Source organism: Streptococcus sp. FSL W8-0197 (assembly GCF_037963785.1).
Classification (GTDB): domain Bacteria; phylum Bacillota; class Bacilli; order Lactobacillales; family Streptococcaceae; genus Streptococcus; species Streptococcus oralis_CQ.
In genome coordinates, this window is the sequence record NZ_CP150168.1 from 930,424 (window position 1) to 955,430 (window position 25,007).

27 protein-coding genes and 1 pseudogene are annotated in these 25,007 nt (G+C 39.6%); 12 read left to right on the forward strand and 16 right to left on the reverse strand.

The window, feature by feature from the left end; translation table 11 throughout:
- Positions 1-5: 5 nt before the first annotated feature.
- From NYE79_RS04675 to NYE79_RS04685, 3 genes are all read right to left on the reverse strand, one after another.
- Positions 6-1,418 (reverse strand): glucose-6-phosphate dehydrogenase, encoded by a 1,413-nt coding sequence (locus tag NYE79_RS04675; protein ID WP_339293826.1) that lies wholly within the window; start codon positions 1,416-1,418, stop codon positions 6-8.
- A 149-nt stretch (positions 1,419-1,567) separates the two neighbouring features.
- Entirely contained in the window at positions 1,568-2,308 is a 741-nt protein-coding gene (locus tag NYE79_RS04680; RefSeq protein WP_001096336.1) for an amino acid ABC transporter ATP-binding protein, read from the reverse strand.
- Complete coding sequence (locus NYE79_RS04685; protein ID WP_049490668.1) at positions 2,308-4,473, reverse strand: ABC transporter substrate-binding protein/permease; 2,166 nt, start codon at positions 4,471-4,473, stop codon at positions 2,308-2,310. Before NYE79_RS04685 ends, NYE79_RS04680 begins: the two co-directional genes overlap by 1 nt.
- A 180-nt stretch (positions 4,474-4,653) precedes the next feature.
- On the opposite strand from NYE79_RS04685, the gene uvrB reads away from it, so the two are divergent.
- The 7 genes and pseudogenes from uvrB (at position 4,654) to NYE79_RS04720 (ending at position 10,197) form a co-directional block, all read left to right on the forward strand.
- A complete protein-coding gene (gene uvrB / locus NYE79_RS04690; RefSeq protein WP_216728345.1) occupies positions 4,654-6,642 on the forward strand; it encodes an excinuclease ABC subunit UvrB in 1,989 nt (662 codons plus the stop codon).
- A gap of 8 nt (positions 6,643-6,650) precedes the next feature.
- On the forward strand, positions 6,651-7,214 hold the full coding sequence (locus NYE79_RS04695) for a GNAT family protein (protein WP_049490666.1): 564 nt from the start codon (positions 6,651-6,653) through the stop codon (positions 7,212-7,214).
- Entirely contained in the window at positions 7,180-7,683 is a 504-nt protein-coding gene (locus NYE79_RS04700; RefSeq protein WP_216728346.1) for a GNAT family N-acetyltransferase, read from the forward strand. The genes NYE79_RS04695 and NYE79_RS04700 overlap by 35 nt, the downstream gene beginning before the upstream one ends.
- An 89-nt stretch (positions 7,684-7,772) precedes the next feature.
- On the forward strand, positions 7,773-8,276 hold the full coding sequence (locus NYE79_RS04705; RefSeq protein ID WP_049478196.1) for a hypothetical protein: 504 nt from the start codon (positions 7,773-7,775) through the stop codon (positions 8,274-8,276).
- A gap of 495 nt (positions 8,277-8,771) precedes the next feature.
- Entirely contained in the window at positions 8,772-9,329 is a 558-nt protein-coding gene (locus tag NYE79_RS04710; protein ID WP_049478198.1) for a hypothetical protein, read from the forward strand.
- A pseudogene (locus NYE79_RS04715) lies at positions 9,307-9,706 on the forward strand (hypothetical protein). The gene NYE79_RS04710 and the pseudogene NYE79_RS04715 overlap by 23 nt, the downstream one beginning before the upstream one ends.
- A gap of 23 nt (positions 9,707-9,729) precedes the next feature.
- Complete coding sequence (locus NYE79_RS04720) at positions 9,730-10,197, forward strand: 8-oxo-dGTP diphosphatase (protein ID WP_084945180.1); 468 nt, start codon at positions 9,730-9,732, stop codon at positions 10,195-10,197.
- On the opposite strand, the gene NYE79_RS04725 is transcribed toward NYE79_RS04720, so the two are convergent.
- Together NYE79_RS04725 and NYE79_RS04730 are read right to left on the reverse strand one after the other, a co-directional pair.
- On the reverse strand, positions 10,194-10,709 hold the full coding sequence (locus NYE79_RS04725) for a transcription repressor NadR (RefSeq protein WP_049478201.1): 516 nt from the start codon (positions 10,707-10,709) through the stop codon (positions 10,194-10,196). The two genes, NYE79_RS04720 and NYE79_RS04725, sit on opposite strands and share 4 nt — an antisense overlap.
- 11 nt (positions 10,710-10,720) lie before the next feature.
- Positions 10,721-11,248, reverse strand: a complete 528-nt coding sequence (locus NYE79_RS04730) for an ECF transporter S component (RefSeq protein WP_000354645.1) — start codon at positions 11,246-11,248, stop codon at positions 10,721-10,723.
- Between the two features lie 135 nt (positions 11,249-11,383).
- Here NYE79_RS04730 and NYE79_RS04735 point away from each other — a divergent pair, with 135 nt between their 5' ends.
- The gene (locus NYE79_RS04735) at positions 11,384-11,743 is read left to right on the forward strand and encodes a hypothetical protein (RefSeq protein ID WP_049518773.1); all 360 of its coding nucleotides are present in this window, start codon (positions 11,384-11,386) and stop codon (positions 11,741-11,743) included.
- 41 nt (positions 11,744-11,784) lie between these two features.
- Here the strand turns inward: NYE79_RS04735 and NYE79_RS04740 are convergent, their stop codons facing one another.
- From NYE79_RS04740 to coaB, 3 genes are read right to left on the reverse strand one after another with little or no spacing between them, the layout of a single operon-like run.
- Positions 11,785-12,348 carry an ECF transporter S component gene (locus tag NYE79_RS04740; protein ID WP_001042723.1) on the reverse strand — a complete coding sequence of 188 codons (564 nt, stop codon included), beginning with the start codon at positions 12,346-12,348 and terminating at the stop codon, positions 11,785-11,787.
- The gene (gene coaC, locus NYE79_RS04745; protein ID WP_339293827.1) at positions 12,332-12,883 is read right to left on the reverse strand and encodes a phosphopantothenoylcysteine decarboxylase; all 552 of its coding nucleotides are present in this window, start codon (positions 12,881-12,883) and stop codon (positions 12,332-12,334) included. Before coaC ends, NYE79_RS04740 begins: the two co-directional genes overlap by 17 nt.
- An 11-nt stretch (positions 12,884-12,894) precedes the next feature.
- The gene (coaB, locus tag NYE79_RS04750; protein WP_000699508.1) at positions 12,895-13,584 is read right to left on the reverse strand and encodes a phosphopantothenate--cysteine ligase; all 690 of its coding nucleotides are present in this window, start codon (positions 13,582-13,584) and stop codon (positions 12,895-12,897) included.
- Between the two features lie 228 nt (positions 13,585-13,812).
- Between coaB and NYE79_RS04755 the strand changes: the two genes are divergently transcribed.
- The 4 genes from NYE79_RS04755 to radC all read left to right on the forward strand — a co-directional run bounded on the left by NYE79_RS04755 (position 13,813) and on the right by radC (position 19,634).
- Complete coding sequence (locus NYE79_RS04755; RefSeq protein ID WP_213952015.1) at positions 13,813-15,483, forward strand: formate--tetrahydrofolate ligase; 1,671 nt, start codon at positions 13,813-13,815, stop codon at positions 15,481-15,483.
- Between the two features lie 24 nt (positions 15,484-15,507).
- Entirely contained in the window at positions 15,508-16,485 is a 978-nt protein-coding gene (locus tag NYE79_RS04760) for a GTP pyrophosphokinase (protein ID WP_084921837.1), read from the forward strand.
- Positions 16,486-16,619: 134 nt separating this feature from the next.
- Positions 16,620-18,911 (forward strand): DNA helicase PcrA, encoded by a 2,292-nt coding sequence (gene pcrA / locus NYE79_RS04765; RefSeq protein WP_213952014.1) that lies wholly within the window; start codon positions 16,620-16,622, stop codon positions 18,909-18,911.
- Positions 18,912-18,953: 42 nt separating this feature from the next.
- Positions 18,954-19,634, forward strand: a complete 681-nt coding sequence (gene radC / locus NYE79_RS04770) for a DNA repair protein RadC (protein WP_070567455.1) — start codon at positions 18,954-18,956, stop codon at positions 19,632-19,634.
- 14 nt (positions 19,635-19,648) lie between these two features.
- Here radC and NYE79_RS04775 read toward each other — a convergent pair whose 3' ends face one another.
- The 8 genes from NYE79_RS04775 to NYE79_RS04810 form a co-directional block, all read right to left on the reverse strand.
- Positions 19,649-20,137, reverse strand: a complete 489-nt coding sequence (locus NYE79_RS04775) for a hypothetical protein (protein WP_049518767.1) — start codon at positions 20,135-20,137, stop codon at positions 19,649-19,651.
- Positions 20,138-20,161: 24 nt separating this feature from the next.
- Positions 20,162-20,851 carry a gamma-glutamyl-gamma-aminobutyrate hydrolase family protein gene (locus NYE79_RS04780; protein ID WP_251463819.1) on the reverse strand — a complete coding sequence of 230 codons (690 nt, stop codon included), beginning with the start codon at positions 20,849-20,851 and terminating at the stop codon, positions 20,162-20,164.
- Positions 20,852-20,866: 15 nt separating this feature from the next.
- Positions 20,867-21,508, reverse strand: coding sequence for a redox-sensing transcriptional repressor Rex (locus NYE79_RS04785; protein ID WP_000653409.1), 642 nt, complete (start codon positions 21,506-21,508; stop codon positions 20,867-20,869).
- Between the two features lie 82 nt (positions 21,509-21,590).
- The gene (locus NYE79_RS04790; protein WP_251463821.1) at positions 21,591-21,806 is read right to left on the reverse strand and encodes a DUF4649 family protein; all 216 of its coding nucleotides are present in this window, start codon (positions 21,804-21,806) and stop codon (positions 21,591-21,593) included.
- A 6-nt stretch (positions 21,807-21,812) separates the two neighbouring features.
- On the reverse strand, positions 21,813-22,160 hold the full coding sequence (locus NYE79_RS04795; RefSeq protein ID WP_000863528.1) for a DUF1831 domain-containing protein: 348 nt from the start codon (positions 22,158-22,160) through the stop codon (positions 21,813-21,815).
- 4 nt (positions 22,161-22,164) lie between these two features.
- Entirely contained in the window at positions 22,165-23,280 is a 1,116-nt protein-coding gene (locus NYE79_RS04800) for a cysteine desulfurase family protein (RefSeq protein ID WP_070567453.1), read from the reverse strand.
- A 9-nt stretch (positions 23,281-23,289) separates the two neighbouring features.
- Entirely contained in the window at positions 23,290-24,249 is a 960-nt protein-coding gene (locus tag NYE79_RS04805; protein WP_001283843.1) for a ribose-phosphate diphosphokinase, read from the reverse strand.
- A gap of 111 nt (positions 24,250-24,360) precedes the next feature.
- On the reverse strand, positions 24,361-24,930 hold the full coding sequence (locus tag NYE79_RS04810; RefSeq protein ID WP_070567451.1) for a CYTH domain-containing protein: 570 nt from the start codon (positions 24,928-24,930) through the stop codon (positions 24,361-24,363).
- Positions 24,931-25,007: the final 77 nt, after the last annotated feature.

Genomic DNA, 25,007 nt, shown 5'->3' on the forward strand with positions numbered 1-25,007 from the left:
TTTTGCTATTCTAAACGTCCATCTTCACGATAGGCGATATCTGGTTGCCAGGTCCATTTGGCTCCATACTTCTCAAGTAAGTCAAAGCTAGCTTGTGGTCCCATGCTCCCAGATTTATAATCGTAGAGTGGAGCACCGTTTTCAGCCCAGAGCTTTTCGATACGGTCAATCAATTTCCATGAAGCACTTACCTCATCCCAGTGGCTAAAGTTGGTAGAGTTGTTGTTCAAAACATCGTAGATTAATTTCTCGTACGGATCTGGTGAGGCTCCAGTAGCAGTAGCATCTGTACGGTAATCCAGAGAGCTTGGTGCTAGGTTAAATTCTTCACCGACTTGCTTCCCATTGAGGCTAAGAGAGAATCCTTCAGTTGGTTGGATATAGATGGTCAAGATATTTGGCGCCAAAGGCTCGCCGAAGATTGAGTCCATTTGCTTAAAGACGATATTGACATGAGTTCCTTTTTCAGTCAGACGTTTACCAGTACGGAAGAAGAAGGGAACACCACGGAAACGATCGCTATCTACAAAGAAGGCGCCAGATGCAAAGGTTTCTGTTGTAGATTCAGGATCGACATTTGGCTCGCTACGATAGGAAATGTATTTCATGCCATCGATTTTACCAGAGCGATATTGACCACGGATAAACTGTTCTTTCAGTTCTTCCTCAGTTGGATGATAGAGGTTTTTAAAGACTTTTATCTTTTCAGCACGAATCTCATCCTTTGTAAAGCTAGCTGGTTTGTCCATGGCTAGAAGAGAGAGGAGTTGGAGTGTATGGTTTTGCACCATATCACGAAGGGCACCAGATTGATCATAGTAGCCACCACGTTCTTCTACACCCAAGCGTTCCGCAAAGGTAATCTGAATCATCTCTTTACCTAGGTAATGGTCGATACGGTAGATTTGCTCTTCATCAAAGGCCGCAAGGAGATCTTCATTGAGTTTGCTAGCTGTTTCGTAGTCTGTACCAAATGGTTTTTCAACGATCAAGCGCTCAAAACCTTTGCCATCAACAATGTTTTCAGATTTGAGGTGCTTGGCAATGGTTCCAAAGAACTGAGGCGCCATAGACAAGAAGAAGAGCTTATTGTGTTCAGCTTGGTATTTTTCATTCAGCTCAGCTTGTAATTGGCGCAAAGCAATGTAATGTTCTGTATCATTCACATCATGGCTTTGATAGTAGAAGTGGCTGGCAAATTCTTGGGCTTGCTCGGTACTATCTGCCAAATCAAGGATGGACTCGACAACTACAGATTCAAAATATTCCTTACTCCAAGGTCTACGAGCTGTTCCGATAACAGCAAAATGCTCAGAGAGATTGCCTGATTTATAGAGTCTGAAAAGGGAAGGGTAGAGTTTGCGTTTAGCTAAATCTCCACTCGCACCGAAAATTGTAACAATAACCTTTGATGACATCTAGCTACCTAATTTCTATATTTTTTCCTAGTTGGACTAGGGATGAGATTTCCTCATTATCATAGTTTTTATTTTATCATAATTTTCAAAAAAAACAAAAAATCCAATACGCAATTAAAAAACTGTAAGGAGAACCTTACAGTTTTGTTTTATACATTTAAGACCTTGTCCAAGAATTCTTTTAGACGAGGGTGTTGCGGGTTGTCAAAGATTTGATCTGGAGTTCCATCTTCTAAAAATTCACCATCAGCCGTAAAGATAACACGGTTAGCCACCTGACGAGCAAATCCCATCTCATGGGTTACGATAATCATGGTCATGCCTTGTTCCGCCAATTCCTTCATAACATTCAGTACATCTCCGACCATCTCAGGGTCCAGAGCGGAAGTTGGCTCGTCAAAGAGCATGATATCAGGATTCATGGCAAGTCCACGAGCGATAGCTACACGCTGTTTTTGACCACCTGATAGGCTATCTGGATTTGCCTTAGCTTTGTCTGCAAGACCGACTTTCTCCAGCAACTCCATCCCCAATTTTTCAGCTTCTTCTTTGGTCATCCGTTTGTGTTCAATAGGTGCAAAAGTGATATTTTCTAGGACTGACATGTGAGGGAAGAGGTTGAAGTGTTGGAAGACCATTCCTACGTTCTCACGAACATGGTCGACATTGGTTGATTTTTCAGTCAAATCATAGCCATTCACTGTGATGTGGCCACTTGTTACCTCCTCGAGAAGGTTAAGGCTACGGAGGAAAGTGGATTTACCAGAGCCAGAAGGACCGATGATGCAGACAACATCTCCTTCATAGAATTTAGTTGTAATTCCTTTTAAAACTTCGTTTTTTCCATAATACTTATGCAAATCATTTACATCAATTTTTAGTTTTGCCATTAACGAATCCTCTTTTCTAAGCGTTTCGCTAGTCTAGTCAAAAGCGTGATAATTACAAGATAGAAGATAGCAAGGATTGCATACATCTTGAAACTTTGGTAGTTACGGGCAATGATAATCTTACCAGTTTGGAAAAGTTCCACCAAACCGATAGCAGACACGATGGTTGTATCTTTAAGAGCAATAACGAATTGGTTGACAAAGTTTGGCAACATCAATTTAGTCGCTTGTGGCAAGATAATCTTACGCATGGTTTTTCCATAAGAGATACCAAGACTGCGGCTGGCCTCCATTTGCCCAACTGGAACAGCTTGAATCCCACCACGAACAATTTCAGCGATATAAGCAGCTGCATTGAGTGAGAGGGCGATAGTACCAGCTACAAAGTCATTGATTGGACTTTGTTGGCCTGTAATGGACTCGATGAAGTTTGGAATACCCCAGAAGATGAAGGCTGCAAGAATCATCAATGGGATACCACGGATAACGTCAACGAAAATCTCAGAGATCAGACGAAGTGATTTGTATGGGCTAACGCTAAACATACCGAAGATAATACCAATGACAATGGCAATTGCAAATGAAATAAGCGCTAGAGCAAGAGTGATTCCAAGTCCACTAAGAAGTTGTTTGTAGTTATTTTGAAGCAAGCCCCAGATAGTTGTTTCGTCAACCGTACTTGTAGAGTCAGTTGAAGTTTCGCTAGCTAAATACTTGTCAAGAATCTTTTGGAATTCTCCGTTAGCTTTGAGGTTCGCAAGTCCATTATTGAACATCTGGATCAATTCTGGGTTTGTTCCTTTTTTAACCGCAAAGGCTGTTTCTCCGATTGGAGTTCCAGCGATTGGCGTTTTCAATTTTTGACCTTGGCTGATAGAATATTTGAGAACTGGCTCATCATCCATCACGGCATCGATAGATCCAGTATTCAGACTGTCATACATTGATGCGCCATCTGCAAAGGTTTTAATCTTATAGCCGTATTTGTTTTGATTCTCAGTAAGGAAGGTTTGAGAAGCGGTTCCGTTTTTAACACCGACAGTTTTATCCTTGAGGTCCTCATAAGAAGCGATGGTGCTTGATTCTTTCACGCCGAGAATCGTATTTGCTGTGTAGTAGGATTCTGAGAAGTCGAAGGTTTCCTTACGGGCATCTGTTACAGACATGCCAGCAATGATACCATCTGCTTGTCCTGCTTGAACAGCACTAATGGCTGCGTCAAATCCTGGGTTGGTAATTTCAATTTCAAAACCTTGATCTTTGGCAATGGCCTTGATAAGGTCCATATCAATACCGGTGTATTGATTGCTTGAATTTTGAAAGACGAATGGGGCAAAAGATGAGTCGCTGGCAATAATGTACTTGCTTTTCACAGGAGTAGCTTTTTGTCCAGCAGCAGTAGTTGTCGTTGGGGTTGCCGTAGTTGTAGAAGCTGTCCATTTTTGGATGATTTGCTCCAAGCTACCATCCTTCTTCATTTGTGCTAGGGCTTCATTAAACTCGGTAACCAAGTGTTCATACTTGCTCCCTTTCTTGACACCAAAAGCAAAGCTTCCAACAGCCTCACCATCCATATTGATGCTGAGATCTTGTCCTTGATTAATCGCATACTCAATAACAGGTTTATCATCCATGATGGCATTTACAGCACCAGCACTTAGACTGTTATTCATCAAATCACTTGTATCAAAGGTTTTAATAGAGAAACCGTATTTATCTTTGATACTTTCGAGGAAACGTTGAGCAGCAGTTCCGTTCTTAACCCCAACCGTTTTTCCGCTAAGTTCCTCATATTTGGTGATTTTATTTGCCTTTGTGGTGGCAATGACAACTTTTGTATCATAATAGGTATCAGACATGGTAAAGACATTTTCACGTTCTTTTGTTTTTGTCATACCTGCCATAATAGCATCTGCCTGACCTGACTGCACTGCATTTACAGCTGCATCAAAGCCAGGATAAGACATTTGGATGTTCCATCCTTTGATTTCTGCGACTTTATTGATAATATCAACATCAATTCCCTTATAGGTTTGATCTGAATCTTTAAACTCAAAAGGTGCGTAAGCTGTATCAGACACAATCTTAACAGTATCAGCTTTTGCCATACCTAGTGAGAAAATGGGAAATAAAATGAGCAAACATGCTAGTATTTTTTTCTTCATTTTTAGTCTCCTTTTTCGAATATTTTCCCATTATATCAGAAAATGAATGAAAAGGCAAATTTTATGAATTTTATGTAAGGAAATATAACATGAAACACTAACTCTTATCAACCTAGAGTAGAGTCTGAAAAGTAAATTTATGGTAAAATAGAAGGATAGAAAAATGCAGATGAGGCAATCATGATAAATCGAATTACAGACAATCAATTTAAACTAGTATCAAAATATGAACCATCAGGAGATCAACCCCAAGCGATTGAGCAGTTGGTCGATAATATCGAGGGCGGAGAAAAAGCACAGATTCTGATGGGCGCGACTGGTACTGGGAAAACTTATACCATGAGTCAGGTCATTTCCAAAGTCAATAAACCAACTTTGGTCATTGCCCACAATAAGACTCTGGCTGGTCAGCTCTATGGAGAATTTAAGGAATTTTTCCCTGAAAATGCTGTTGAGTATTTTGTATCTTACTATGATTATTACCAACCCGAGGCTTATGTCCCTTCGAGCGATACCTATATTGAGAAGGACAGCTCTGTCAATGATGAGATTGACAAGCTCCGTCACTCAGCGACTTCGGCTCTTCTGGAGCGTAACGATGTCATCGTCGTGGCTTCTGTTTCTTGTATCTATGGTTTGGGTTCGCCCAAGGAATATGCTGATAGTGTCGTTAGTCTCCGTCCAGGTCTGGAGATTTCTCGTGATAAACTCTTGAATGACTTGGTGGATATTCAGTTTGAACGCAATGATATTGATTTCCAACGGGGAAGATTTCGCGTTCGCGGGGATGTGGTGGAGATTTTCCCAGCTTCTCGTGATGAACACGCTTTTCGAGTTGAGTTTTTCGGGGATGAGATTGACCGTATCCGCGAGGTTGAGGCTTTGACAGGTCAGGTATTGGGCGAAGTGGATCATTTGGCGATTTTCCCTGCCACTCACTTTGTGACCAATGACGACCATATGGAAGTTGCGATTGCAAAAATTCAAGCAGAATTAGAAGAGCAGTTAGCTGTCTTTGAGAAGGAAGGTAAACTGCTAGAGGCCCAGCGTTTGAAACAGCGGACAGAGTATGATATTGAGATGTTACGTGAGATGGGTTATACAAATGGGGTTGAGAACTACTCACGCCACATGGATGGTCGTAGTGAAGGAGAGCCTCCTTATACGCTTCTCGACTTTTTCCCTGATGATTTCTTGATCATGATTGATGAAAGTCACATGACCATGGGGCAAATCAAGGGAATGTATAATGGAGACCGTTCTCGTAAGGAAATGCTAGTTAATTATGGTTTCCGTTTGCCGTCTGCCTTGGACAATCGCCCTCTCCGTCGTGAGGAGTTTGAGAGTCACGTTCATCAGATTGTATATGTTTCAGCGACACCAGGTGACTATGAAAATGAACAGACCGAGACAGTGATTGAGCAAATCATTCGTCCGACAGGACTTCTAGACCCAGAGGTGGAAGTCCGTCCGACTATGGGACAGATTGATGACCTCCTAGGTGAAATCAATGCCCGTGTTGAAAAGAATGAACGAACCTTTATCACAACCTTGACTAAGAAGATGGCAGAAGACTTGACTGACTACTTCAAAGAAATGGGCATCAAGGTCAAGTACATGCACTCGGATATCAAGACCTTGGAGCGGACGGAGATTATCCGTGACCTACGCTTGGGTGTCTTTGATGTCTTGGTCGGAATCAACCTGCTCCGCGAAGGGATTGACGTTCCTGAGGTAAGCTTGGTTGCCATTCTCGATGCTGACAAGGAAGGATTCCTCCGTAACGAGCGTGGACTCATCCAGACCATTGGACGTGCCGCCCGTAACAGTGAAGGTCATGTCATCATGTATGCGGATACCATGACTCAGTCTATGCAACGTGCTATCGATGAAACTGCCCGCCGTCGGAAAATCCAGATGGCTTATAATGAAGAGCATGGTATCGTACCTCAAACCATAAAGAAAGAAATCCGTGATCTAATCGCCGTAACCAAGGCAGTTTCCAAAGAAGAGGACAAGGAAGTCGATATCAATAGCCTCAACAAACAAGAACGCAAGGAACTCGTCAAAAAACTCAAAAAACAAATGCAAGAAGCCGTCGAAGTGCTTGACTTTGAACTCGCAGCTCAGATCCGCGATATGATGTTGGAAGTGAAGGCGTTGGATTAGGAAAAAGTATGGTTTATTTAAGAAAACTAATTGAAGAAGATTTGGTGTCTTTGTGGGAAATTGCTTATTCACAATCTAATCCAATTTGGAAGCAGTATGATGCTCCCTATTATGACGATTATCAGCATTTTCCTAATTTTCAAGAATTTAAACTCCAAAAATCAGAATCTACTCTAAACAACTCAAATCGCCTTGGCATTTTTGTTGATGATAAACTAGTTGGGACTGTTTCGCGCTACTGGGTATGTAAACAAACAAGATGGATGGAATTGGGGATTTGTATTTATGATAGCAAGTTTTGGAACTCTGGCATTGGAAAAGCTGCTATGCTACAATGGATAGATCGGACATTTAAGGATTACTTGGAGTTGGAGCATCTTGGTTTGACAACTTGGTCAGGAAATTTTGGTATGATGAAATTGGCTGAGAAATTAAGAATGAAAAAAGAAGCTCATATTCCAAAAGTTCGTTATTATCAAGGTGTTTATTATGATAGTATTAAATACGGCATTTTGAGAGAAGAATGGGAGGAAGCAAATGGTCATCACAGTCAAACAGATGGAAACTCCTGAAGAGATAGAAGGAAAATCTCTCGTTCATTGGCAGACGTGGAGAGAGGCTTATGACGACCTTTTACCTGCAGAATTTCAGGAGACAATGACATTAGAAAGATGTCGATTCTTTAGTCAAAAATATCCAGAAAATACATTGATCGCGATGGATGGCATGAAGGTAGTTGGTTTTATCAGTTATGGAAACTTTCGTGATGAGGCTATTCAAGCTGGCGAAATTATTGCCTTATATGTGTTAAAAGACTATTATGGAAAAGGTATTGCTCAGAAGTTAATGAAGGAAGCTCTGACGACTCTTGAACAGTTCTCTGAAATATTTTTATGGGTATTAAAAGAGAATAAGCGAGCCATTGCTTTCTATCAAAAAATGGGTTTTACTTTTGATGGGCAAGAAAAAATACTTGACCTTGGAAAACCGATCACTGAAATTAGAATGGTATATAAGAAATCATCAGAATTTGAGAGTTAAATGCAAGGACAGTTGTGATTTGTTTTCAGATTGCACAATCAACAAATGATTACGTTTTAGAATATATTTTTGAATAGAGAGAAGTTATTATGAAAGTAAAAGAGGCAAATTATAAGAAATCATCTGGCTTAGATTCAGTACGTTTTTGGTTACAAGGGCATCGATTTGTCAAATTTATGCTTGATATTTTCTTTTATATCATCTTGTTCCTAGTTATAGAATTCACAACATCACAGAACAAAAGCATTCCAGCTGATTTTCGGTACAGAGAACTCTTATTTCCTTTGCAATTGAATCTTTTTATCTTGGGTAATAGGTTTTATGCTCTCTTTTTGTCAGTGAAAACTAAAAAAGAAAAGACCCTTAAAAAATTCTGTGAACCCTTTATTTATATCAATATCCTTAGCTTCATTTTTCAACTGATTGGTGTGAGAAAAAGAGGAAGAGTTGTTCTGTCACCTTTGTTTTCACTGGAGTCATCCTATATCTGGTTTCCTATTGTCATCTACCTTCTGGTCTTGATGTTAACTTTGGCAATCTTCTTTCTCTCTAAAGCTTCAAAAAAAGGAGTAGATGAAAATGAAGATGAGTAGACAAATGAAGTACAAGACAAAAGAAAAGTCTTCTTGGACTAAGATGATTTATCTTTGGATGGAAAGGCACCGAAGGATTGGTCAACTCATGGATACGAGTGTGTTATTCGGATCTTTGTTTGTATCATTTCTTGCTGCCTCTTTCATTGGTTCTCCATTCCCAAACTTAAACTATCTTTCTCCCTTAAGCTTTAATCTTTTCCTTCTGCTCTTATCAACCTATTTCCTTGTCTTTCGTTTTAGTAGTGATAAACTTCAGAAATGGCGTTACTTTTCATGGGGATTTATTGGGTTCAATGGTCTTCTTTTTCCCTTTCATCTCTTGGTGGGTCTGAATTGGCTAGGACGTCGTAAGTCAACGAATTTCCCCCCTATAATTTCTATGGATCCGGCCTATGTCTGGGCTCCTATTGTAAGTTATCTCTTTTTCTTTTTCTTAGGGCTGGGCATTCTGCTTTTGGTTATACGGATAGAAAAGAGAAGAAGGAGGCGTAAATGGAACGAAAGATTAAGAAACCAAAGAAGATCAAACAAAAGAACAGAAAAATGAGAAAAATCCATAAAAAGGATTCTTTGATAGCTCACGTCCAATTGTGGATGGGAAGGCATCCAAAGCTTGCTTCTTTTATGGATGGTGGCATAATATTATTTTCTATTTTTGGTATCATGTATGTGTTGTTTGGGACAACACTTATCCCGAAACCATATCAGGAAATGTCCTATGTCTTGCCAATTATTATGAATTTTGTCTTTTTGGTGTACACACTCTATCAAGGTATTTTTAGAGATGGTTTTAGTGAAAAGACTTCAGTACAAGGATTTTTACAACCTTTTCTATACATAAATGGACCTATTTTTCTTCTCCACTTAATTGTTGGGGTGAAAGGAAGAAATGTTAAAAAAATTCCTTCTCTATTATCTATCGATTATCGCTACATCTGGCTTCCAATTGCTACCTATCTAATCTTTTTCATCATTCCAGCGATATTAATGGTCATTTTGAAATATAAGGACAAAAAGAGGAATAATCATGACAAAAGAAAATCTAACTAAGTTAATTTCGTTTAAGACACTTTATTTGGCTTTGCTAGCTTTTGTGATCCTTCATTTGATCTTGTTGGTTTTTCGTTCTTTGTTTAGCCTTCTTAATCCATCCATGGAGAATCTTTTATAGAATAAGAGATTTTCAATGGTACCACCTTATTTTTCAATTATTTAGTGGATTGGTGGCACTTTATCTTTGGTTTGGAGCATTTTTTGCTTTGTCAATTATCTCGGATCCAGCTATTCCCATTAATATAGACTATCACATACAAGATAAAGAAATCATCATTGTTAGAGGTTTTTTGGCCCGTAGTACTTATGAACATCACGAGTTGATTAATCCATTCATCATGAAATCTGATATTAAGTTCGAAAAAGGCATATAACAACTTAGAAAGCGAGAAAATCCATGTCCCGTGCGCAAGCAACCATTTTAACTAACATCTGTCTAATCGAAGATCTAGAAAATAAGCGAGTAGTCATGCAATACCGCTCTCCTAAAAATAATCGCTGGTCTGGCTATGCCTTTCCAGGAGGACATGTTGAGAATGGCGAGTCCTTTGCCGAGTCTGTCATTCGTGAGATTTATGAAGAAACCGGTCTAACGATTCAGAATCCCCAACTGGTTGGTATTAAAAATTGGCCCTTAGATACAGGTGGGCGCTACATCGTTGTTTGTTATAAGGCGACAGAGTTTACTGGAAGTCTCCAATCCTCAGAAGAAGGGGAAGTAACTTGGGTGCAAAAAGACCAGATTCCAAATTTGGATCTGGCCTATGATATGTTGCCTTTGATGGAAATGATGGAAGCACCTGACAAGTCTGAGTTCTTCTATCGCCACCGTACAGAGGACGGCTGGGAGAAAGAAATTTTCTAGTCTTTTACCAAATAACCTAACTGATCCAAGGCCTCCTCGATATAGTGGAGGTCTTGTTGTGTTTCGGCTTCAACAAGGTGGTAATGGATGCCGTCTGTCAATTCAGAAAGGGGTCTAAAGTCTGAATTCTCAACTTGTTCCAGAAAGTGCTGGACATCTCGGCGGCAAGTGAGTTTGACTAGGGTTTCAATTTCGCCATAAACGGGATGATCGATTAAGATATTTTGAACGCGTCCGCCATTATCTACAATAGCTAGTAGTTCCTGACCGATTTCTTCCAATTCATGTTTCACTTTAAAGAGTTTGTGAACGTAGGGGCTAGAATCATTTTCTTTGTAGATATAGCCACGATTGGTGGATAGGATAGGAGCCCCATCTGCTCGGAGAATAGCGATATCCTGTACAATGACTTGGCGCGTAACATGAAAGTGTTCAGCCAAGGTTTGACCATTGAGAGCTTTTGGCGCCTCTTTTAAGAGTTTGAGAAGAGCTTGTTTGCGATCCTTTGTCATAGTTTTTCCTTTTAGCGACGTTTTCGAAGCACTTTATAGACAGCTAGTGCTAATGTATAGTCTACCATACTATGAACGATTGTGCCAAAACCAACTAGGACAAAGAGAACATAAAACATATTTTCAACATTTGTCCCTGAAGTAGCATAGAAGATGATACAAGCTATTACTTCAGCGATAGCATGAACAACACCCAAAACAAAGTTAAAAATCCAAGATGTCTTTGGTTTATCCAAGGTTTCAGGGAATTTCTTTAAGTACAAAGCCCCCAAAGTACCAAAAACGATGTGAGAGAAGGCACGAAGTACAATAACAGGCGGATAGCCAGCCATCAGGAAACCAAGACTAGAAGCAATAATCACAAAAGCAGCCATCAAAGGCGAAAGAAACATGGCGATAAAGATGGGGATATGACTTCCCAAGGTGTAAGAAGCCGGTGGGATAACGATTTTAAAAGGCATAATGATTGGAATCAAAATCGCTATTGCAGTGAGTAGGGCAGTCATAGTCATAAACTGCGTTTTTTTCCGTATATCCATAAGAACCTCCATTTATCTGTATATACACAAGTATAGTACAATAAATCACCAATCAAGTCAAGAAGCATTATTGATTTTTCAGGAAAATTTGGTTAAAATGTGGTAAAGAATAATAGGAACTGAGGAGAAATTGTGATGATACTTTTTGTTTACCTAATCGTGGTAATCGTGATGATGTCAAAGCAGAAAAAAGAAGGGAAAGTAGTCTCAGGTTGGACTCGTTTCCTAGTTTATAGTTTATTGGTCCTTTCGCTACTCTCTCTATTAGCAAGTAGCCTAGCTGTTTCACTCTTTAGCCTTCCTTTATTAGGTTTTCTTTTGATGGCAGCAATACTCGAAATTGCTTATTTTGTCAGATTGGTGATTGCATTTGGTTTGGTTTTACTATCTTTAACCCTATATTTGGATAGCCAGAAAAGTCAGCAACCTACACCTCTTTCGTATCAACTCCTGCGCTTTGGCTTTCATATTCTATTGATGTTTCTCATGTTTTAAATGCTAAACTCCACCTTCAGGATGAAAGTGGAGTTGATTTTTTATTTCTTCAAAGTTTCGAGACGGGGAACAATTGCTACTGTTAGTACGGCAGAAATGACAAGCTCGGCAATTGAGTTTGTAGAAATAACGGTTGCCAGGAGTTTTTGAATATTGCCGTCGAAGACATTTCCAAAAAGGAAGAAGATTCCCCCAAGGACAAAGACGGTGTTGGTAAGGGAACCGAGAGCACCAGCAAAGATGAGACCTGTTCTGTTTTTTAATAATTTATAAACCAAATAAGGTGTCAGCCCAATCAAAACTCGAGGGACAATAGCGATAATCGCAGAGTAGATGTTTCCGTTCGGTACGAATGGTGAGAAAAGGTAGCTGGTTGGTAGAATCGTAATCGTATTTACCGTTAAGCTTAGCAGTCCCATCAAAAAACCAAGTGTAACTCCAACGCGAGGACCATAGATGATACTAGCAATAATGACTGGAATATGAACGATAGTTGGTTTAATTGGAAATGGGAAAAGATTAAATAGGAGAGAGCTCAAAAAGTGGATAACGAGCATAACTGCAAAAAAGATAGCAATGGGTGCAATGTTAGAGCGTTTGTTCATCGAGGGTTTCCTTTATTCTTTCTAATATAGTATTCAGGTCAGCTAGGGCGCCTTTGCCGTGATCGCCACAGGCTAGTAGAGATTCCTTTGGAGAGATGATCTGATAACCATAGGTCTCTAATGTTTTTAGATTAGTCTGAGTTGCCGGATGGTCATACATTTTTGTATTCATGGCTGGCGCTAAGAGTTTAGGGATGTGACTTGGTAGAGCAAGAGCCGTACTGGTCACCATGTTATCCGCAAAACCGTGCGCAAGTTTGGCAATGGTATTAGCAGTAGCAGGGACAACGATAAAAAGGTCTGTTTCTTTTCCTCTTTCGATATGATTGACTTGATTAGGATAGGGTTCCTGCATGACATCAAGGTGAACTGGATTCTGTGAGAGTACCTGTAGTGTCAAAGGCTGGATAAACTCTCTTGCCGCTTCGGTCATTAAGACAGTGACATGATGGCCCTGTTTTTTCAAGGAACTGACTAGGTCAGCTGATTTATAGGAGGCAATGGAACCTGTCACTGCGATCAGAATGTTTGCCATAGCTTTCCTTTCTATGAATCGTATGCTTGAATTTTTTCAAGAAGGAGGTTTGCTATTTCCTCTTTGGTTTGAACGGTTTGAAGATGATCATTCTCAACAAAGATTGCGCGATGCTGATTTGCTGAGATTTGAGTCAGGTCATTAGCGATGATTAAGTCCGCTTGGTTCTTGATAAGACTCTTTCGTGCGATCTCAATGAGATAATCCTCAGAGACATCAACCAGCAGTTTAAAGCCAATCAGATGAATGGCAGGATTCCATTCTTTGACCAGAGAGATGATTTTTGGAGTCTTTTTAAGGAACAAAACCTGAACTTCATCAGTTGAAGAAATCTTAGCTTGATGATTCTGCTTGCTTAAAAATTCTTCTAAATTAGGGCTAGCCTGTACCTCCTCAAGCCCCGTCATATAAACAGGAGTATAGTCGGACACAGCCATTGAGTGGATTAAGACCTGATATTCCTTAACAAGTTCTTGCATCCCAACTAGAAGGTCGTTGGTATTATCAATTTCTCGAATGCTTAGGTTGGGATGAGCTTCTGGCTTCAGAGCTCGTTTTGTCGTTATCAAACAAACTTCATGCCCCGCAGCAAGCAAGGTTTCTGTGATGATTTTCCCCAAGCGACCTGTAGAATGGTTAGTAATAGAGCGGACACTATCGATAGCTTCACTGGTACCGCCCGATGTGACTAAAATTTTCATAGCACTATTGTACACAAAAATAAACAGTAAGTAAAATGAAAGCGATAAAATTTTGCTAAAACAAAGCTACACTATAGTTTATAACTATAAAGCCATATAAAATTTTTAAAAGGGCCCTAAAAATCTTGAAATTCAGGATATTTACGAACGTTTAGAGAGTTTATGGATGTTAAAAATCTTGTTTTGTGTTATAATAAATTATCAAATTAGAGGTTAGAGGAGTTTTGAATGAAAACAGATATTGAAATCGCACAGAGTATTGAGTTGAAACCAATCGTTGATGTTGTTGAGAAATTGGGCATTTCTTATGACGATTTAGAATTGTACGGGAAGTACAAGGCTAAGCTCAGCTTTGATAAAATTCGTGCAGTTGAGAGCAATCCAGTTGGGAAATTGATCTTGGTTACTGCCATCAATCCAACACCTGCAGGTGAAGGGAAATCAACCATTACCATTGGTCTTGCGGATGCCTTGAACAAGATTGGTAAGAAAACCATGATTGCCATTCGCGAACCGTCTCTTGGCCCAGTAATGGGGATCAAGGGTGGTGCAGCCGGTGGTGGTTATGCTCAAGTGTTGCCAATGGAGGACATCAACCTTCACTTTACTGGGGATATGCATGCCATTACAACTGCTAACAACGCTCTTTCTGCCTTGATTGACAACCACTTACACCAAGGAAATGAGCTGGGAATCGACCAACGTCGTATTCTTTGGAAACGTGTTGTGGACTTGAACGACCGCGCTCTTCGTCATGTGACCGTTGGACTTGGTGGTCCTCTAAATGGTATTCCACGTGAGGATGGTTTCGATATTACTGTTGCTTCAGAAATCATGGCTATTCTTTGCTTGGCTACGGACATCGAGGATTTGAAACGCCGTTTGGCTAACATCGTTATCGGCTATAGCTATGACCGAACACCTGTTTCTGTTGGTGATTTACAGGTTGAGGGAGCGTTAGCATTGATTTTGAAAGATGCTATCAAACCGAACTTGGTTCAGACAATTTACGGTACACCTGCCTTTGTACACGGTGGTCCATTTGCCAATATCGCTCATGGATGTAACTCTGTTTTGGCAACAAGCACAGCCCTTCGCTTGGCTGATTATACTGTTACTGAAGCTGGTTTTGGTGCGGACCTTGGTGCTGAGAAATTCCTTGACATTAAGACACCAAACTTGCCAACATCTCCAGATGCAGTTGTCATCGTCGCAACCCTTCGTGCCCTTAAGATGAATGGTGGTGTGGCTAAAGACGCTCTTACAGAGGAAAATGTGGAGGCGGTCCGTGCCGGTTTTGCTAACTTGAAACGCCACGTTGAGAACATCCGTAAGTTCGGTATTCCAGCAGTTGTAGCTATCAATGAATTTGTTTCTGATACAGAGGCTGAAATCGCAGCCTTGAAGGAACTTTGTGCCTCAATCGATGTACCTGTAGAATTGGCTAGTGTCTGGGCTGATGGCGCAGAAGGTGGAGTAGCTCTTGCTGAAACTCTTGTCAAGACAGTCGCTGAAAACCCAGCTAACTACACACGTCTTTATGACAATGAGCTTTCTGTTCAAGAAAAGATTGAAAAAATTGTCACTGAAATTTATCGCGGTAGCAAAGTGAACTTTGAGAAGAAAGCTCAAACGCAAATTGCTCAAATCGTTCAGAATGGTTGGGACAAATTGCCAATCTGTATGGCGAAAACTCAGTACAGTTTCTCTGACAATCCAAATGCACTTGGAGCACCAGAAAACTTTGAAATTACCATCCGTGAATTGGTACCAAAATTAGGGGCAGGCTTTATCGTTGCCCTAACTGGTGATGTCATGACCATGCCAGGACTTCCAAAACGTCCAGCCGCTCTTAATATGGATGTTGAAAGCGACGGAACAGTTTTAGGCTTGTTCTAATCATAGTACATAGGGGAGTATAAAATGACTGAACGAAATTGTAAAGAAATCTTATCCGAATTTGATTCTACTAAAAACAATTATGAGAGACTTTTAGAATATATAGATGCTACTATTAAAAGCTTATTAGAAATTAAAAAAATACAGATTCATGAAATTAAGGGAAGGGTTAAGGATAGAGATAGTTTAGAAAGAAAAATTGAAACTAAGGGTTATAAATATTCTAATTTATTAGAGATAACAGATATTTGTGGAATTAGAATTATTACTTATTTTTCGGATGATGTAGATAAAATTGCTTCGTTACTTGAGGAGGAATTTGAATTAGATAAAGCTAATTCTATTGACAAACGAAAAACACAAGATCCAACAAAATTTGGATATGTATCTTTACACTATATTTTAAAATTAGGTGGAGACAGAGCAAAATTAGCTGAGAATTTGAATTATAAAGAATTGAAGTTTGAAGTTCAGATAAGAACTATTTTACAGCATGCTTGGGCAGAGATAGAACATGACTTTGGCTATAAAACTGATCAGGATGTTCCTGAAAAAATCAGAAGAAGATTTTCGAGATTAGCTGGTTTAATTGAATTAGCCGATGATGAATTTATGGAAATTAAAAGATATGAAAAAGACTATCTTAATGAAGTTGAAGAAGAGTTCAAAGAAAATTCTAAAAGTATTCAAATTGATTCTATAAGTATTTCAGCCTTATTAGAGAGTAAATCTTATATCGATTATCTTGGAGAATATTATAATGAACATGATATTGCCATTAGATATCCTGGTGGAAAATTTAAGGATGATCGAATTTCTAAGATTGTAAATTATTGTGAACAATTAGATATAAAAACTATTGACGAATTGGTGAATAAGTTCAAAGAAGAATTTCCAAATTATTTTAATAATTGGATTAAAGATAAACCTAACTATTATTATACTTGGAATAGTACACCCCTGCTAGAAGTTCTTTATGATTTAAATTATTCAGCTAGATAATTACATTAAGCATTGTAAGTGATCCCATCTATATTCGGATGGGATTTTGTTATTTGGCTACTCTTTGTAAAGTTTCTATTTTACCTGATTTCTGATATAATAGAAACATTGACTTCAAGAGTAAGGAAGAGAAGATGAACGCATTATTAAATGGAATGAATGACCGTCAGGCTGAGGCGGTGCAAACAACAGAAGGGCCCTTGTTAATCATGGCAGGAGCCGGTTCTGGGAAGACTCGTGTTTTAACTCACAGAATCGCCTACTTGATTGATGAAAAAATGGTTAATCCTTGGAATATCTTGGCCATTACCTTTACCAATAAGGCTGCGCGTGAGATGAAGGAGCGTGCCTATGGGCTCAATCCAGCTACTCAGGACTGTCTGATTGCGACCTTTCACTCCATGTGTGTTCGTATCCTGCGTCGCGATGCAGATCATATTGGCTACAACCGCAATTTTACCATAGTAGATCCCGGAGAACAGCGAACCCTCATGAAACGCATTCTCAAGCAGTTAAACTTGGATCCTAAAAAATGGAATGAACGGACCATTTTGGGAACCATTTCCAATGCTAAGAATGACCTGATTGATGATGTGGCTTATGCTGCTCAAGCTGGTGATATGTACACGCAAATCGTAGCTCAGTGTTATACAGCTTATCAAAAGGAGCTTCGTCAGTCTGAGTCCGTTGACTTTGATGATTTGATTATGTTGACTTTGCGTCTCTTTGATCAGAATCCTGATGTCTTGACCTACTATCAGCAGAAGTTCCAGTACATTCATGTTGATGAGTACCAAGATACCAACCATGCCCAGTACCAATTGGTCAAACTCTTGGCTTCACGCTTTAAAAATATCTGCGTAGTCGGTGATGCTGACCAGTCTATTTACGGTTGGCGTGGGGCTGATATGCAGAATATCTTGGATTTTGAGAAAGATTACCCTAACGCCAAGGTCGTTTTGTTAGAGGAAAATTACCGTTCAACCAAAACCATTCTCCAAGCTGCCAATGACGTCATCAAAAACAATCAAAATCGCCGCCCCAAGAATCTCTGGACCCAGAATGCTGATGGGGAACAGATTATTTACTATCGTGCAAATGACGAACAGGATGAGGCTGTTTTTGTAGCCAAAACCATCGACGAACTTAGTCGTAGTCAAAACTTCCCCCACAAGGATTTTGCAGTTCTTTATCGGACTAACGCCCAGTCTCGTACCATTGAGGAGGCCCTCCTAAAGTCCAATATTCCTTATACTATGGTCGGCGGAACCAAGTTCTACAGCCGTAAAGAAATCCGTGACATTATAGCTTATCTTAACCTCATTGCCAATTTGAGTGATAATATCAGTTTTGAGCGCATTATCAACGAGCCTAAACGCGGAATTGGCCCAGGAACCGTTGAGAAAATTCGCGACTTTGCGAATATGCAAGAGATGTCTATGCTGGATACTTCAGCCAATATCATGCTGTCTGGCATCAAAGGAAAAGCAGCTCAGTCTATCTGGGATTTTGCCAATATGATTCTGGATTTGCGGGAGCAACTGGATCAATTAACCATCACCGAGCTGGTGGAGGCTGTTCTAGAAAAAACAGGTTATATCGATATTCTTAATGCTCAGGGAACCTTGGAAAGTAAGGCACGGGTTGAAAATATCGAAGAGTTCCTATCTGTTACCAAGAATTTTGACGACAATCCTGATAGTCAAGAAGAGGAAACAGGTTTGGACAAACTCAGTCGTTTCTTGAATGACCTTGCCCTGATTGCGGATACGGATTCAGGCAGTCAGGAGACATCAGAAGTGACCTTGATGACCTTGCACGCAGCTAAGGGACTTGAGTTCCCAGTTGTCTTTATCATCGGGATGGAGGAAAATGTCTTTCCGCTTAGCCGCGCAGCTGAAGATCCTGATGAACTGGAAGAAGAACGCCGTTTGGCCTATGTCGGTATCACACGCGCAGAAAAGATCCTTTATCTGACTAATGCCAACTCTCGCTTGCTTTTTGGGCGTACCAACTACAATCGTCCAACTCGTTTTATCAATGAAATTAGTTCGGACTTGCTTGATTATCAAGGTTTGGCCCGTCCAGCGAATACTAGCTTTAAAGCCTCTTATAGCAGTGGTGGGATTGCTTTCGGTCAAGGTATGAGCTTAGCTCAGGCCCTTCAAGAACGGAAACGCAATGCTGCTCCAAGCTCTATCCAGTCAAGTGGTCTCCCATTTGGACAATTTGCAGCCGAAAATAAAAAAGATTCGACTGATACAAGTTGGTCTATTGGAGATATTGCCCTTCACAAAAAGTGGGGTGAGGGAACGGTCCTAGAAGTCTCTGGTAGTGGAGATACTCAGGAATTGAAAATCAATTTCCCAGAAGTGGGGCTGAAAAAACTCTTAGCCAGCGTTGCCCCAATTGAGAAAAAAATCTAATTTTTCATCCTCCTCACGAATAATAAAGTGAGGAGGATTTTTATGTACAGTATTTCATTCCAAGAAGATTCACTCTTGCCTAGAGAAAGACTAGTTAAAGAAGGAGTAGAGGCGCTGAGCAATCAAGAATTACTAGCTATTTTGCTCAGAACGGGAACGCGTCAGGCAAATGTCTTTGAAATTGCCCAAAAAGTCTTGAATAATCTTAACAGTCTAACTGATTTAAAGAAAATGACCCTGCAGGAATTGCAGAGTCTGTCTGGTATTGGACGGATTAAGGCCATTGAATTACAAGCGGTGATTGAACTGGGACATCGCATTCACAAGCACGAAACCCTTGAGATGGAAAGTATTCTCAGTAGTCAAAAGCTAGCCAAGAAAATGCAACAGGAACTTGGTGATAAAAAACAAGAGCACCTAGTGGCACTCTATCTCAATACACAAAATCAAATCATTCATCAGCAGACCATTTTTATCGGCTCTGCGACACGTAGCATTGCTGAACCAAGGGAAATCCTTCACTATGCCCTCAAGCATCTGGCTACCTCTGTGATTCTCGTTCACAATCATCCATCTGGTGCTGTATCTCCTAGTCGAAACGACGACCATGTCACTAAGCTAGTCAAGGAAGCTTGCGAACTGATGGGAATTGTTTTCTTGGACCATTTGATTGTATCGCACTCGGATTACTTTAGTTACCGTGAAAAGACAGATTTGATTTAAGATTACACATGATCTTACTCAATCACTTCTAAAACATAGGAATCTACTTCTGTCATATTGATAACAGGAAGAGGTTTTATCGTGGGCACAAGTAAATTTTCTTGAACGATAAAGTTGACAATCGCATTGAAATCTTCGATTTTATAATATCTTTTTTTATGAATGAGAATATCTCTGTAAAAGTAAAGACTTGAATGAAATTTACTTTTTAGTTTGGCATCTGCCTTTTTACAAAATCGTTTTGCCTTTTTAGACATTTCTTTCAGCTGTTTTTCTTTTTCTTTTTGAGATAGTTTATCGAAATTCTCTTTATTCTTAGAAAAAGATTGGTAACTTTCCGCTGTTAAAAGTCTATAGAGATTAGAAAGATGAAAGCAAACTGTTATTTCTTTTTCATTATTTGATAAGAAAAGATTAGCTTCCTTTTCCTTATAAGATATGAAAACATTAGCTTCTATATCTCTCAAAATCTCATGAGTAGAAGGTATTTTAATTTCATTCATGTTTTAATAACCTATTTATAAGTCCTAGAGTTCGTTAACAACATAGTCAAACAATGTTTTATCCTTGGGACGATTTTCAAAGAGAAATTCAGGATGCCATTGAACACCAAGATAAGGAAAGCCGTCCGTAGTTGTCACAGCCTCAACGATTCCATCTTTAGGATCATGTGCTACAACCTTAAGATTTGAGGCTAGATCTTTAATGCTCTGGTGGTGGAAGGAGTTGATGTGAGAGATTTCTCCATAGATTTCTCGGAGAATGGTATCAGGTTCCGTTACGAGGCGTTGGGTCGTGTATTCGGCTGAACAGTCCTGCCAATGATCCTCAATATCTTGGTGAAGCGTGCCCCCCATGGCGACATTGAAAAGTTGAGTACCCCGACAAACAGAGAAAATTGGCTTCTTTTGCTTAATCGCTTCTTTAATAAGTGCTAGTTCAAAAATATCTCTTTGAAGGTGGTAGTCATCACTATCAATAGCCTTTGGTTCACCATAGTATTTTGGATCAACATTTTGCCCACCCGTTAGGATGAGCTTATCAATGATACTGATGTAATAGGCAGCCATTTCTTGATCACCAATCGGTAGGATGATTGGAATTCCGCCAGCGTCCTTGACTCCTTCAACAAAGCCCTTTGCTGCATAGCTCATCATGATGTCATCATCTGGATGAGCTTTTTCATTTCCTGTAATCCCAATAACTGGTTTTTTCATACATGCTTTCGCTTTCTAATCCTCTTTACGCATAAAATAGAGGAGGGTTTGGAGTTCGCTTGTCAAATCGACATACTGAACAACCACATCTTTTGGAAGGTGAAGGTGAACAGGGGAAAAGCTGAGAATACCTTTTATACCAGCATCAACCAAAAGATTGGCAACTTCTTGTGATTTAACACTTGGAACTGTTAGGATAGCAGTTTTGACATCTGCTTCTTTGATTTTTTCTTTAATCTGAGAGATACCATAGATTGGAATCCCATCAGGTGTCTGGCTTCCAACTTCTGGATGGTCATCTAGGTCAAAGGCCATGATAATTTTCATCTTGTTACGCTCATGGAAGCGGTAGTGGAGAAGGGCATGGCCCATATTTCCGATTCCAACCAACATAACATTTGTAATTGAGTTATCATTTAGGAGATCAGCAAAAAAATTCATCAATTTTTTGACATCGTAACCAAAACCTCGACGACCTAGTTCACCAAAATAGGAAAAATCCCGACGAACGGTCGCAGAATCGATACCGATAGCCTCTGCAATTTGTTTGGAGTTGGCACGTTCGATTTTTTCTGCATGAAATCTCTTGAAAATTCGATAATAAAGAGAGAGTCTTTTTGCTGTTGCTTTTGGAATAGCAGACTGTTTATCTTTCACAAAATCACAACCTTTCTATTCTTCTATTTTATAGAAACATTGTGAAAAAATCAACAAAAACAAGAAAAAACTAAGAAATTTCTTAGTTTTTATCTGAAAAATGAGCTTGTGATAGAAAACGGTAGAGATCGCCAACCAATCCTTGATAAATCACCTTATCATTCAGCGTTAAGGAGCTGATTAGGAGAGTATCAGGTAGGGTCACACAGCCAGATAGAGATAACATGAGCTCTTCGTAATCCTTATATTCAAGTATACGTTCTAAGTGATAGTTATCTTGATAGGTAAGTCGATACATAGTCAATTATCTTTCTTCTTTAGTGAAGATACCGCGTTCTACTAAACTGTCCATGAGGAAGTAGAATTTTTCTTGGTGAATATGGTGATCTTCTGATTTAAAGATATTCACCAAACGAAGGCCAGATTTGTCAGTGATGTTGAGTTTAGCACCTGTAAGGTCTTTATTGATGATGATTTTTAGGTTGAAACCTTCACCACTGTTGGGTACTTTTTCAAGTAGACGAGTCAGTTCGTAGTTTCCTACTTTTGTTTCAAAGAAAGTATTGTCTTTCAGTGTGAACTTTTTGACAGTTGGGCTAAGTGTGTAGTCGTAGCGGCAGTTTTGCAGTTTAATGGTTTTTTCGAATGCCATTAGTTTAATCTCCAATAATTTTTTTTAAGGTTTGTGCGAGTTGTTTCAGTTCTTCCTCAGTGTTAAGAGGAGAAAGACTGATACGGACAGATTCTGTTAAACGATGCGAATCAGACCCATAAAATGCTTCAAGCACATGACTGGTTTGCACAATACCAGCAGTACAAGCCGAACCGGTAGAAATTGAAATTCCTTCAAGATCTAACCGAAGTAAAAGTAAATCATTTTTCTGACCAGGAAAACCGATATTAAAAACATAAGGCAGTTGGTCTTGACTTTCATTGAGATAGTAGTCTAAATCGGAAATCTCTTTTAGAAAAACAGATTTAAGTGCGCTTAGTTTTTGGTAATGCTCAACTTGGTCATTCAAATCCTCTTTGAGAGCAGAGACCATACCTACAATGGCAGCGAGGTTTTCTGTTCCAGCCCGTTTCTTTTGTTCTTGGTCTCCACCGTGAAGGTAGGAATCAAAGTCCGCGGAAGAAGCATAAAGAAATCCGACTCCTTTTGGTCCATGGAATTTGTGGGCAGAAGCGCTGAGGAAATCAATTCCTAACTCCTCTGGATGGATAGGAATTTTCCCAATAGCTTGAACAGCATCTACATGATATGCAGCAGGATGATCTTTTAAAATACGTCCAATCTCAGCGATAGGTAAGAGACTTCCTGTTTCATTATTAGCATACATGGTGGAAACGAGAATGGTATCGTCACGTAAGGCTTTTTGAATTTGCTGGGCAGTTATCTCTTGATTTACTGGTTGGATGATAGTTGCTTCAAAACCAAAATGTTGCACCAGATAATCGATAGTTTCAAGTACAGAATGGTGTTCAATAGCTGTCGTGATGATATGTCTTCCACGATTTTGATGACGGAGACAATAGCCGATAATGGCTGTATTGTTACTTTCTGTACCGCCAGACGTGAAAAAGATATGTTGAGGTTTGGTTCCTAGCAAGTGGGCTAAGTCCTGACGAGCCTCTCGCAAGAGTTTGCCAGCCTGCCGACCATGACTATGAATACTAGAAGGATTACCATGAGTTTCTTGCATGACCTTGGTCATTTCAGAAATAGCTACTGCTGACATAGGAGTCGTAGCAGCATTGTCCAAATAAATCAAAGAATCACCTTATTTCTTTTTGTTGTAAGCAAAGAGTGGGCTGACTGGTTTTCTTTCATGGATGCGGACGATAGCATCACCAATTAATTCGCTAGCAGTAATGTAGCATACATTTTCTGGAGTTCTTTCTTTGGTTGCTACGGAGTCTGTCACAAGGATTTCTTTGATGTTTGTAGCGTCAAGAAGGTCTGCTGCACCTTCAACAAATAAACCGTGACTAGAAACTGCATAAATCTCAGTTGCACCTTCACGTTCAACGATTTTGGCTGCTTCAGAGAAAGTACGACCAGTATTTAGGATATCGTCAATCAAGATAGCCTTCTTGCCTTCAACATCCCCAATGATATAGCCTTCGTTACGATCAGAATCGTCTTGGGCGTAGTCAATGATAGCAATAGGAGCATCAAGGTATTCAGCCAAACTACGTGCACGTTTAACACCAGAGTTCTTTGGACTGACAACAACAACATCAGAACCAAGAAGTCCTTTATCACAGTAGTGCTTAGCAAATAGAGGAACAGTATAAAGATTGTCTACAGGAATATCAAAGAAACCTTGGACCTGAACAGCGTGGAGGTCAAGCGTTAGAACACGGCTTACACCAGCTTTGACAAGCATATTTGCAACTAGTTTTGCAGTGAGGGGTTCGCGAGAAGAAGCGATACGATCCTGACGCGCATAACCAAAGTAAGGGAGGACAACGTTGATACTATGAGCACTTGCACGTACACAAGCGTCAACCATGATCAACAACTCCATCAAGTGGTTGCTAACAGGGTAGCTGGTTGACTGGATGATGTAGACATCGTAACCACGGACACTTTCTTCAATGTTGACCTGGATTTCGCCGTCAGAAAATTGACGAGAGGATAATTTCCCAAGAGGTACACCAACTGTATCCGCAATCTTTTGAGCGATTTCATGGTTAGAGTTTAGGGTGAAAAGTTTCATGTTGTTTCTATCTGACATTATAGACCGTCCTCTGTAAACTTTATGAATCTTCTTTGAGAAAGTTTTGTTTTTCAAAGCCAGATTCTTTTATTTTTATCTTTTCTATTTTACCAAAAAATAGAGATTATTTCAGCTTTTTTTCATGCTTTTAATAAAACGAATTAATTTTGAAGGAGCTTTCTGATAAGTAATCTGATTTTCATCTAAAAATCTCTTAAAATCAGCTTTCCCTTTTTCATGGTCGGTGACTTCAAGCTCGAGTTCATAGTCCGTCTGGTCAAAGTAGTGACTTTCATCTAAGGCCATTAAGCCAATTTCAGTTTTCATTTCATAACGTAGAGTGGAAAGACAGCCTAGAACAAACCAGTCATGGCTTTCGATGCCAATCTTAGAGAGCTTCTCTAGAACGAGACCCTGAGGTAGTTTTTGTTTTTCTAGGTATGATTCAGCTTCTGGAAGAGTTAGTTTCTGATTGTATTCCATATTTCCTACAGTTTGAGGCACTTTCAAGGTCAATTCCGCCCAATCTGAAAAGGTGCGAATGCGCATGGCAACCTTCTTTTCACGCAATTGGAAATCTGGTGTGTCAATGTAGTAGTTCTTCTGAAGAACGGGTTGGATATGGGAAAACTGTTTTTTTAGATGATCATATTCCTCTTTTTTCAGAAGTGTTTTCAATTCTATTTCTAAATGTTTCATTTTTTCAACCTTTTCTATATCTTTGAAAGCGATTTATGGTATAATGGACAATGTATTTATTGTATACGAATGTACTG

Coding starts and splice junctions, on each gene's coding strand:
- NYE79_RS04810 (WP_070567451.1), bottom strand. CDS start 24,930: ATGAAACATTTAGAAATAGAATTGAAAACACTTCTGAAAAAAGAGGAA.
- coaB (WP_000699508.1), bottom strand. CDS start 13,584: ATGAAAATTTTAGTCACATCGGGCGGTACCAGTGAAGCTATCGATAGT.
- radC (WP_070567455.1), top strand. CDS start 18,954: ATGTACAGTATTTCATTCCAAGAAGATTCACTCTTGCCTAGAGAAAGA.
- coaC (WP_339293827.1), bottom strand. CDS start 12,883: ATGGCAAACATTCTGATCGCAGTGACAGGTTCCATTGCCTCCTATAAA.
- NYE79_RS04790 (WP_251463821.1), bottom strand. CDS start 21,806: ATGTATCGACTTACCTATCAAGATAACTATCACTTAGAACGTATACTT.
- NYE79_RS04755 (WP_213952015.1), top strand. CDS start 13,813: ATGAAAACAGATATTGAAATCGCACAGAGTATTGAGTTGAAACCAATC.
- NYE79_RS04740 (WP_001042723.1), bottom strand. CDS start 12,348: ATGAACAAACGCTCTAACATTGCACCCATTGCTATCTTTTTTGCAGTT.
- NYE79_RS04695 (WP_049490666.1), top strand. CDS start 6,651: ATGGTTTATTTAAGAAAACTAATTGAAGAAGATTTGGTGTCTTTGTGG.
- NYE79_RS04710 (WP_049478198.1), top strand. CDS start 8,772: ATGGAACGAAAGATTAAGAAACCAAAGAAGATCAAACAAAAGAACAGA.
- NYE79_RS04675 (WP_339293826.1), bottom strand. CDS start 1,418: ATGTCATCAAAGGTTATTGTTACAATTTTCGGTGCGAGTGGAGATTTA.
- NYE79_RS04685 (WP_049490668.1), bottom strand. CDS start 4,473: ATGAAGAAAAAAATACTAGCATGTTTGCTCATTTTATTTCCCATTTTC.
- NYE79_RS04680 (WP_001096336.1), bottom strand. CDS start 2,308: ATGGCAAAACTAAAAATTGATGTAAATGATTTGCATAAGTATTATGGA.
- NYE79_RS04775 (WP_049518767.1), bottom strand. CDS start 20,137: ATGAATGAAATTAAAATACCTTCTACTCATGAGATTTTGAGAGATATA.
- NYE79_RS04760 (WP_084921837.1), top strand. CDS start 15,508: ATGACTGAACGAAATTGTAAAGAAATCTTATCCGAATTTGATTCTACT.
- NYE79_RS04780 (WP_251463819.1), bottom strand. CDS start 20,851: ATGAAAAAACCAGTTATTGGGATTACAGGAAATGAAAAAGCTCATCCA.
- pcrA (WP_213952014.1), top strand. CDS start 16,620: ATGAACGCATTATTAAATGGAATGAATGACCGTCAGGCTGAGGCGGTG.
- NYE79_RS04735 (WP_049518773.1), top strand. CDS start 11,384: ATGATACTTTTTGTTTACCTAATCGTGGTAATCGTGATGATGTCAAAG.
- NYE79_RS04805 (WP_001283843.1), bottom strand. CDS start 24,249: ATGTCAGATAGAAACAACATGAAACTTTTCACCCTAAACTCTAACCAT.
- NYE79_RS04730 (WP_000354645.1), bottom strand. CDS start 11,248: ATGGATATACGGAAAAAAACGCAGTTTATGACTATGACTGCCCTACTC.
- NYE79_RS04795 (WP_000863528.1), bottom strand. CDS start 22,160: ATGGCATTCGAAAAAACCATTAAACTGCAAAACTGCCGCTACGACTAC.
- NYE79_RS04705 (WP_049478196.1), top strand. CDS start 7,773: ATGAAAGTAAAAGAGGCAAATTATAAGAAATCATCTGGCTTAGATTCA.
- NYE79_RS04725 (WP_049478201.1), bottom strand. CDS start 10,709: ATGACAAAGGATCGCAAACAAGCTCTTCTCAAACTCTTAAAAGAGGCG.
- uvrB (WP_216728345.1), top strand. CDS start 4,654: ATGATAAATCGAATTACAGACAATCAATTTAAACTAGTATCAAAATAT.
- NYE79_RS04720 (WP_084945180.1), top strand. CDS start 9,730: ATGTCCCGTGCGCAAGCAACCATTTTAACTAACATCTGTCTAATCGAA.
- NYE79_RS04700 (WP_216728346.1), top strand. CDS start 7,180: ATGGTCATCACAGTCAAACAGATGGAAACTCCTGAAGAGATAGAAGGA.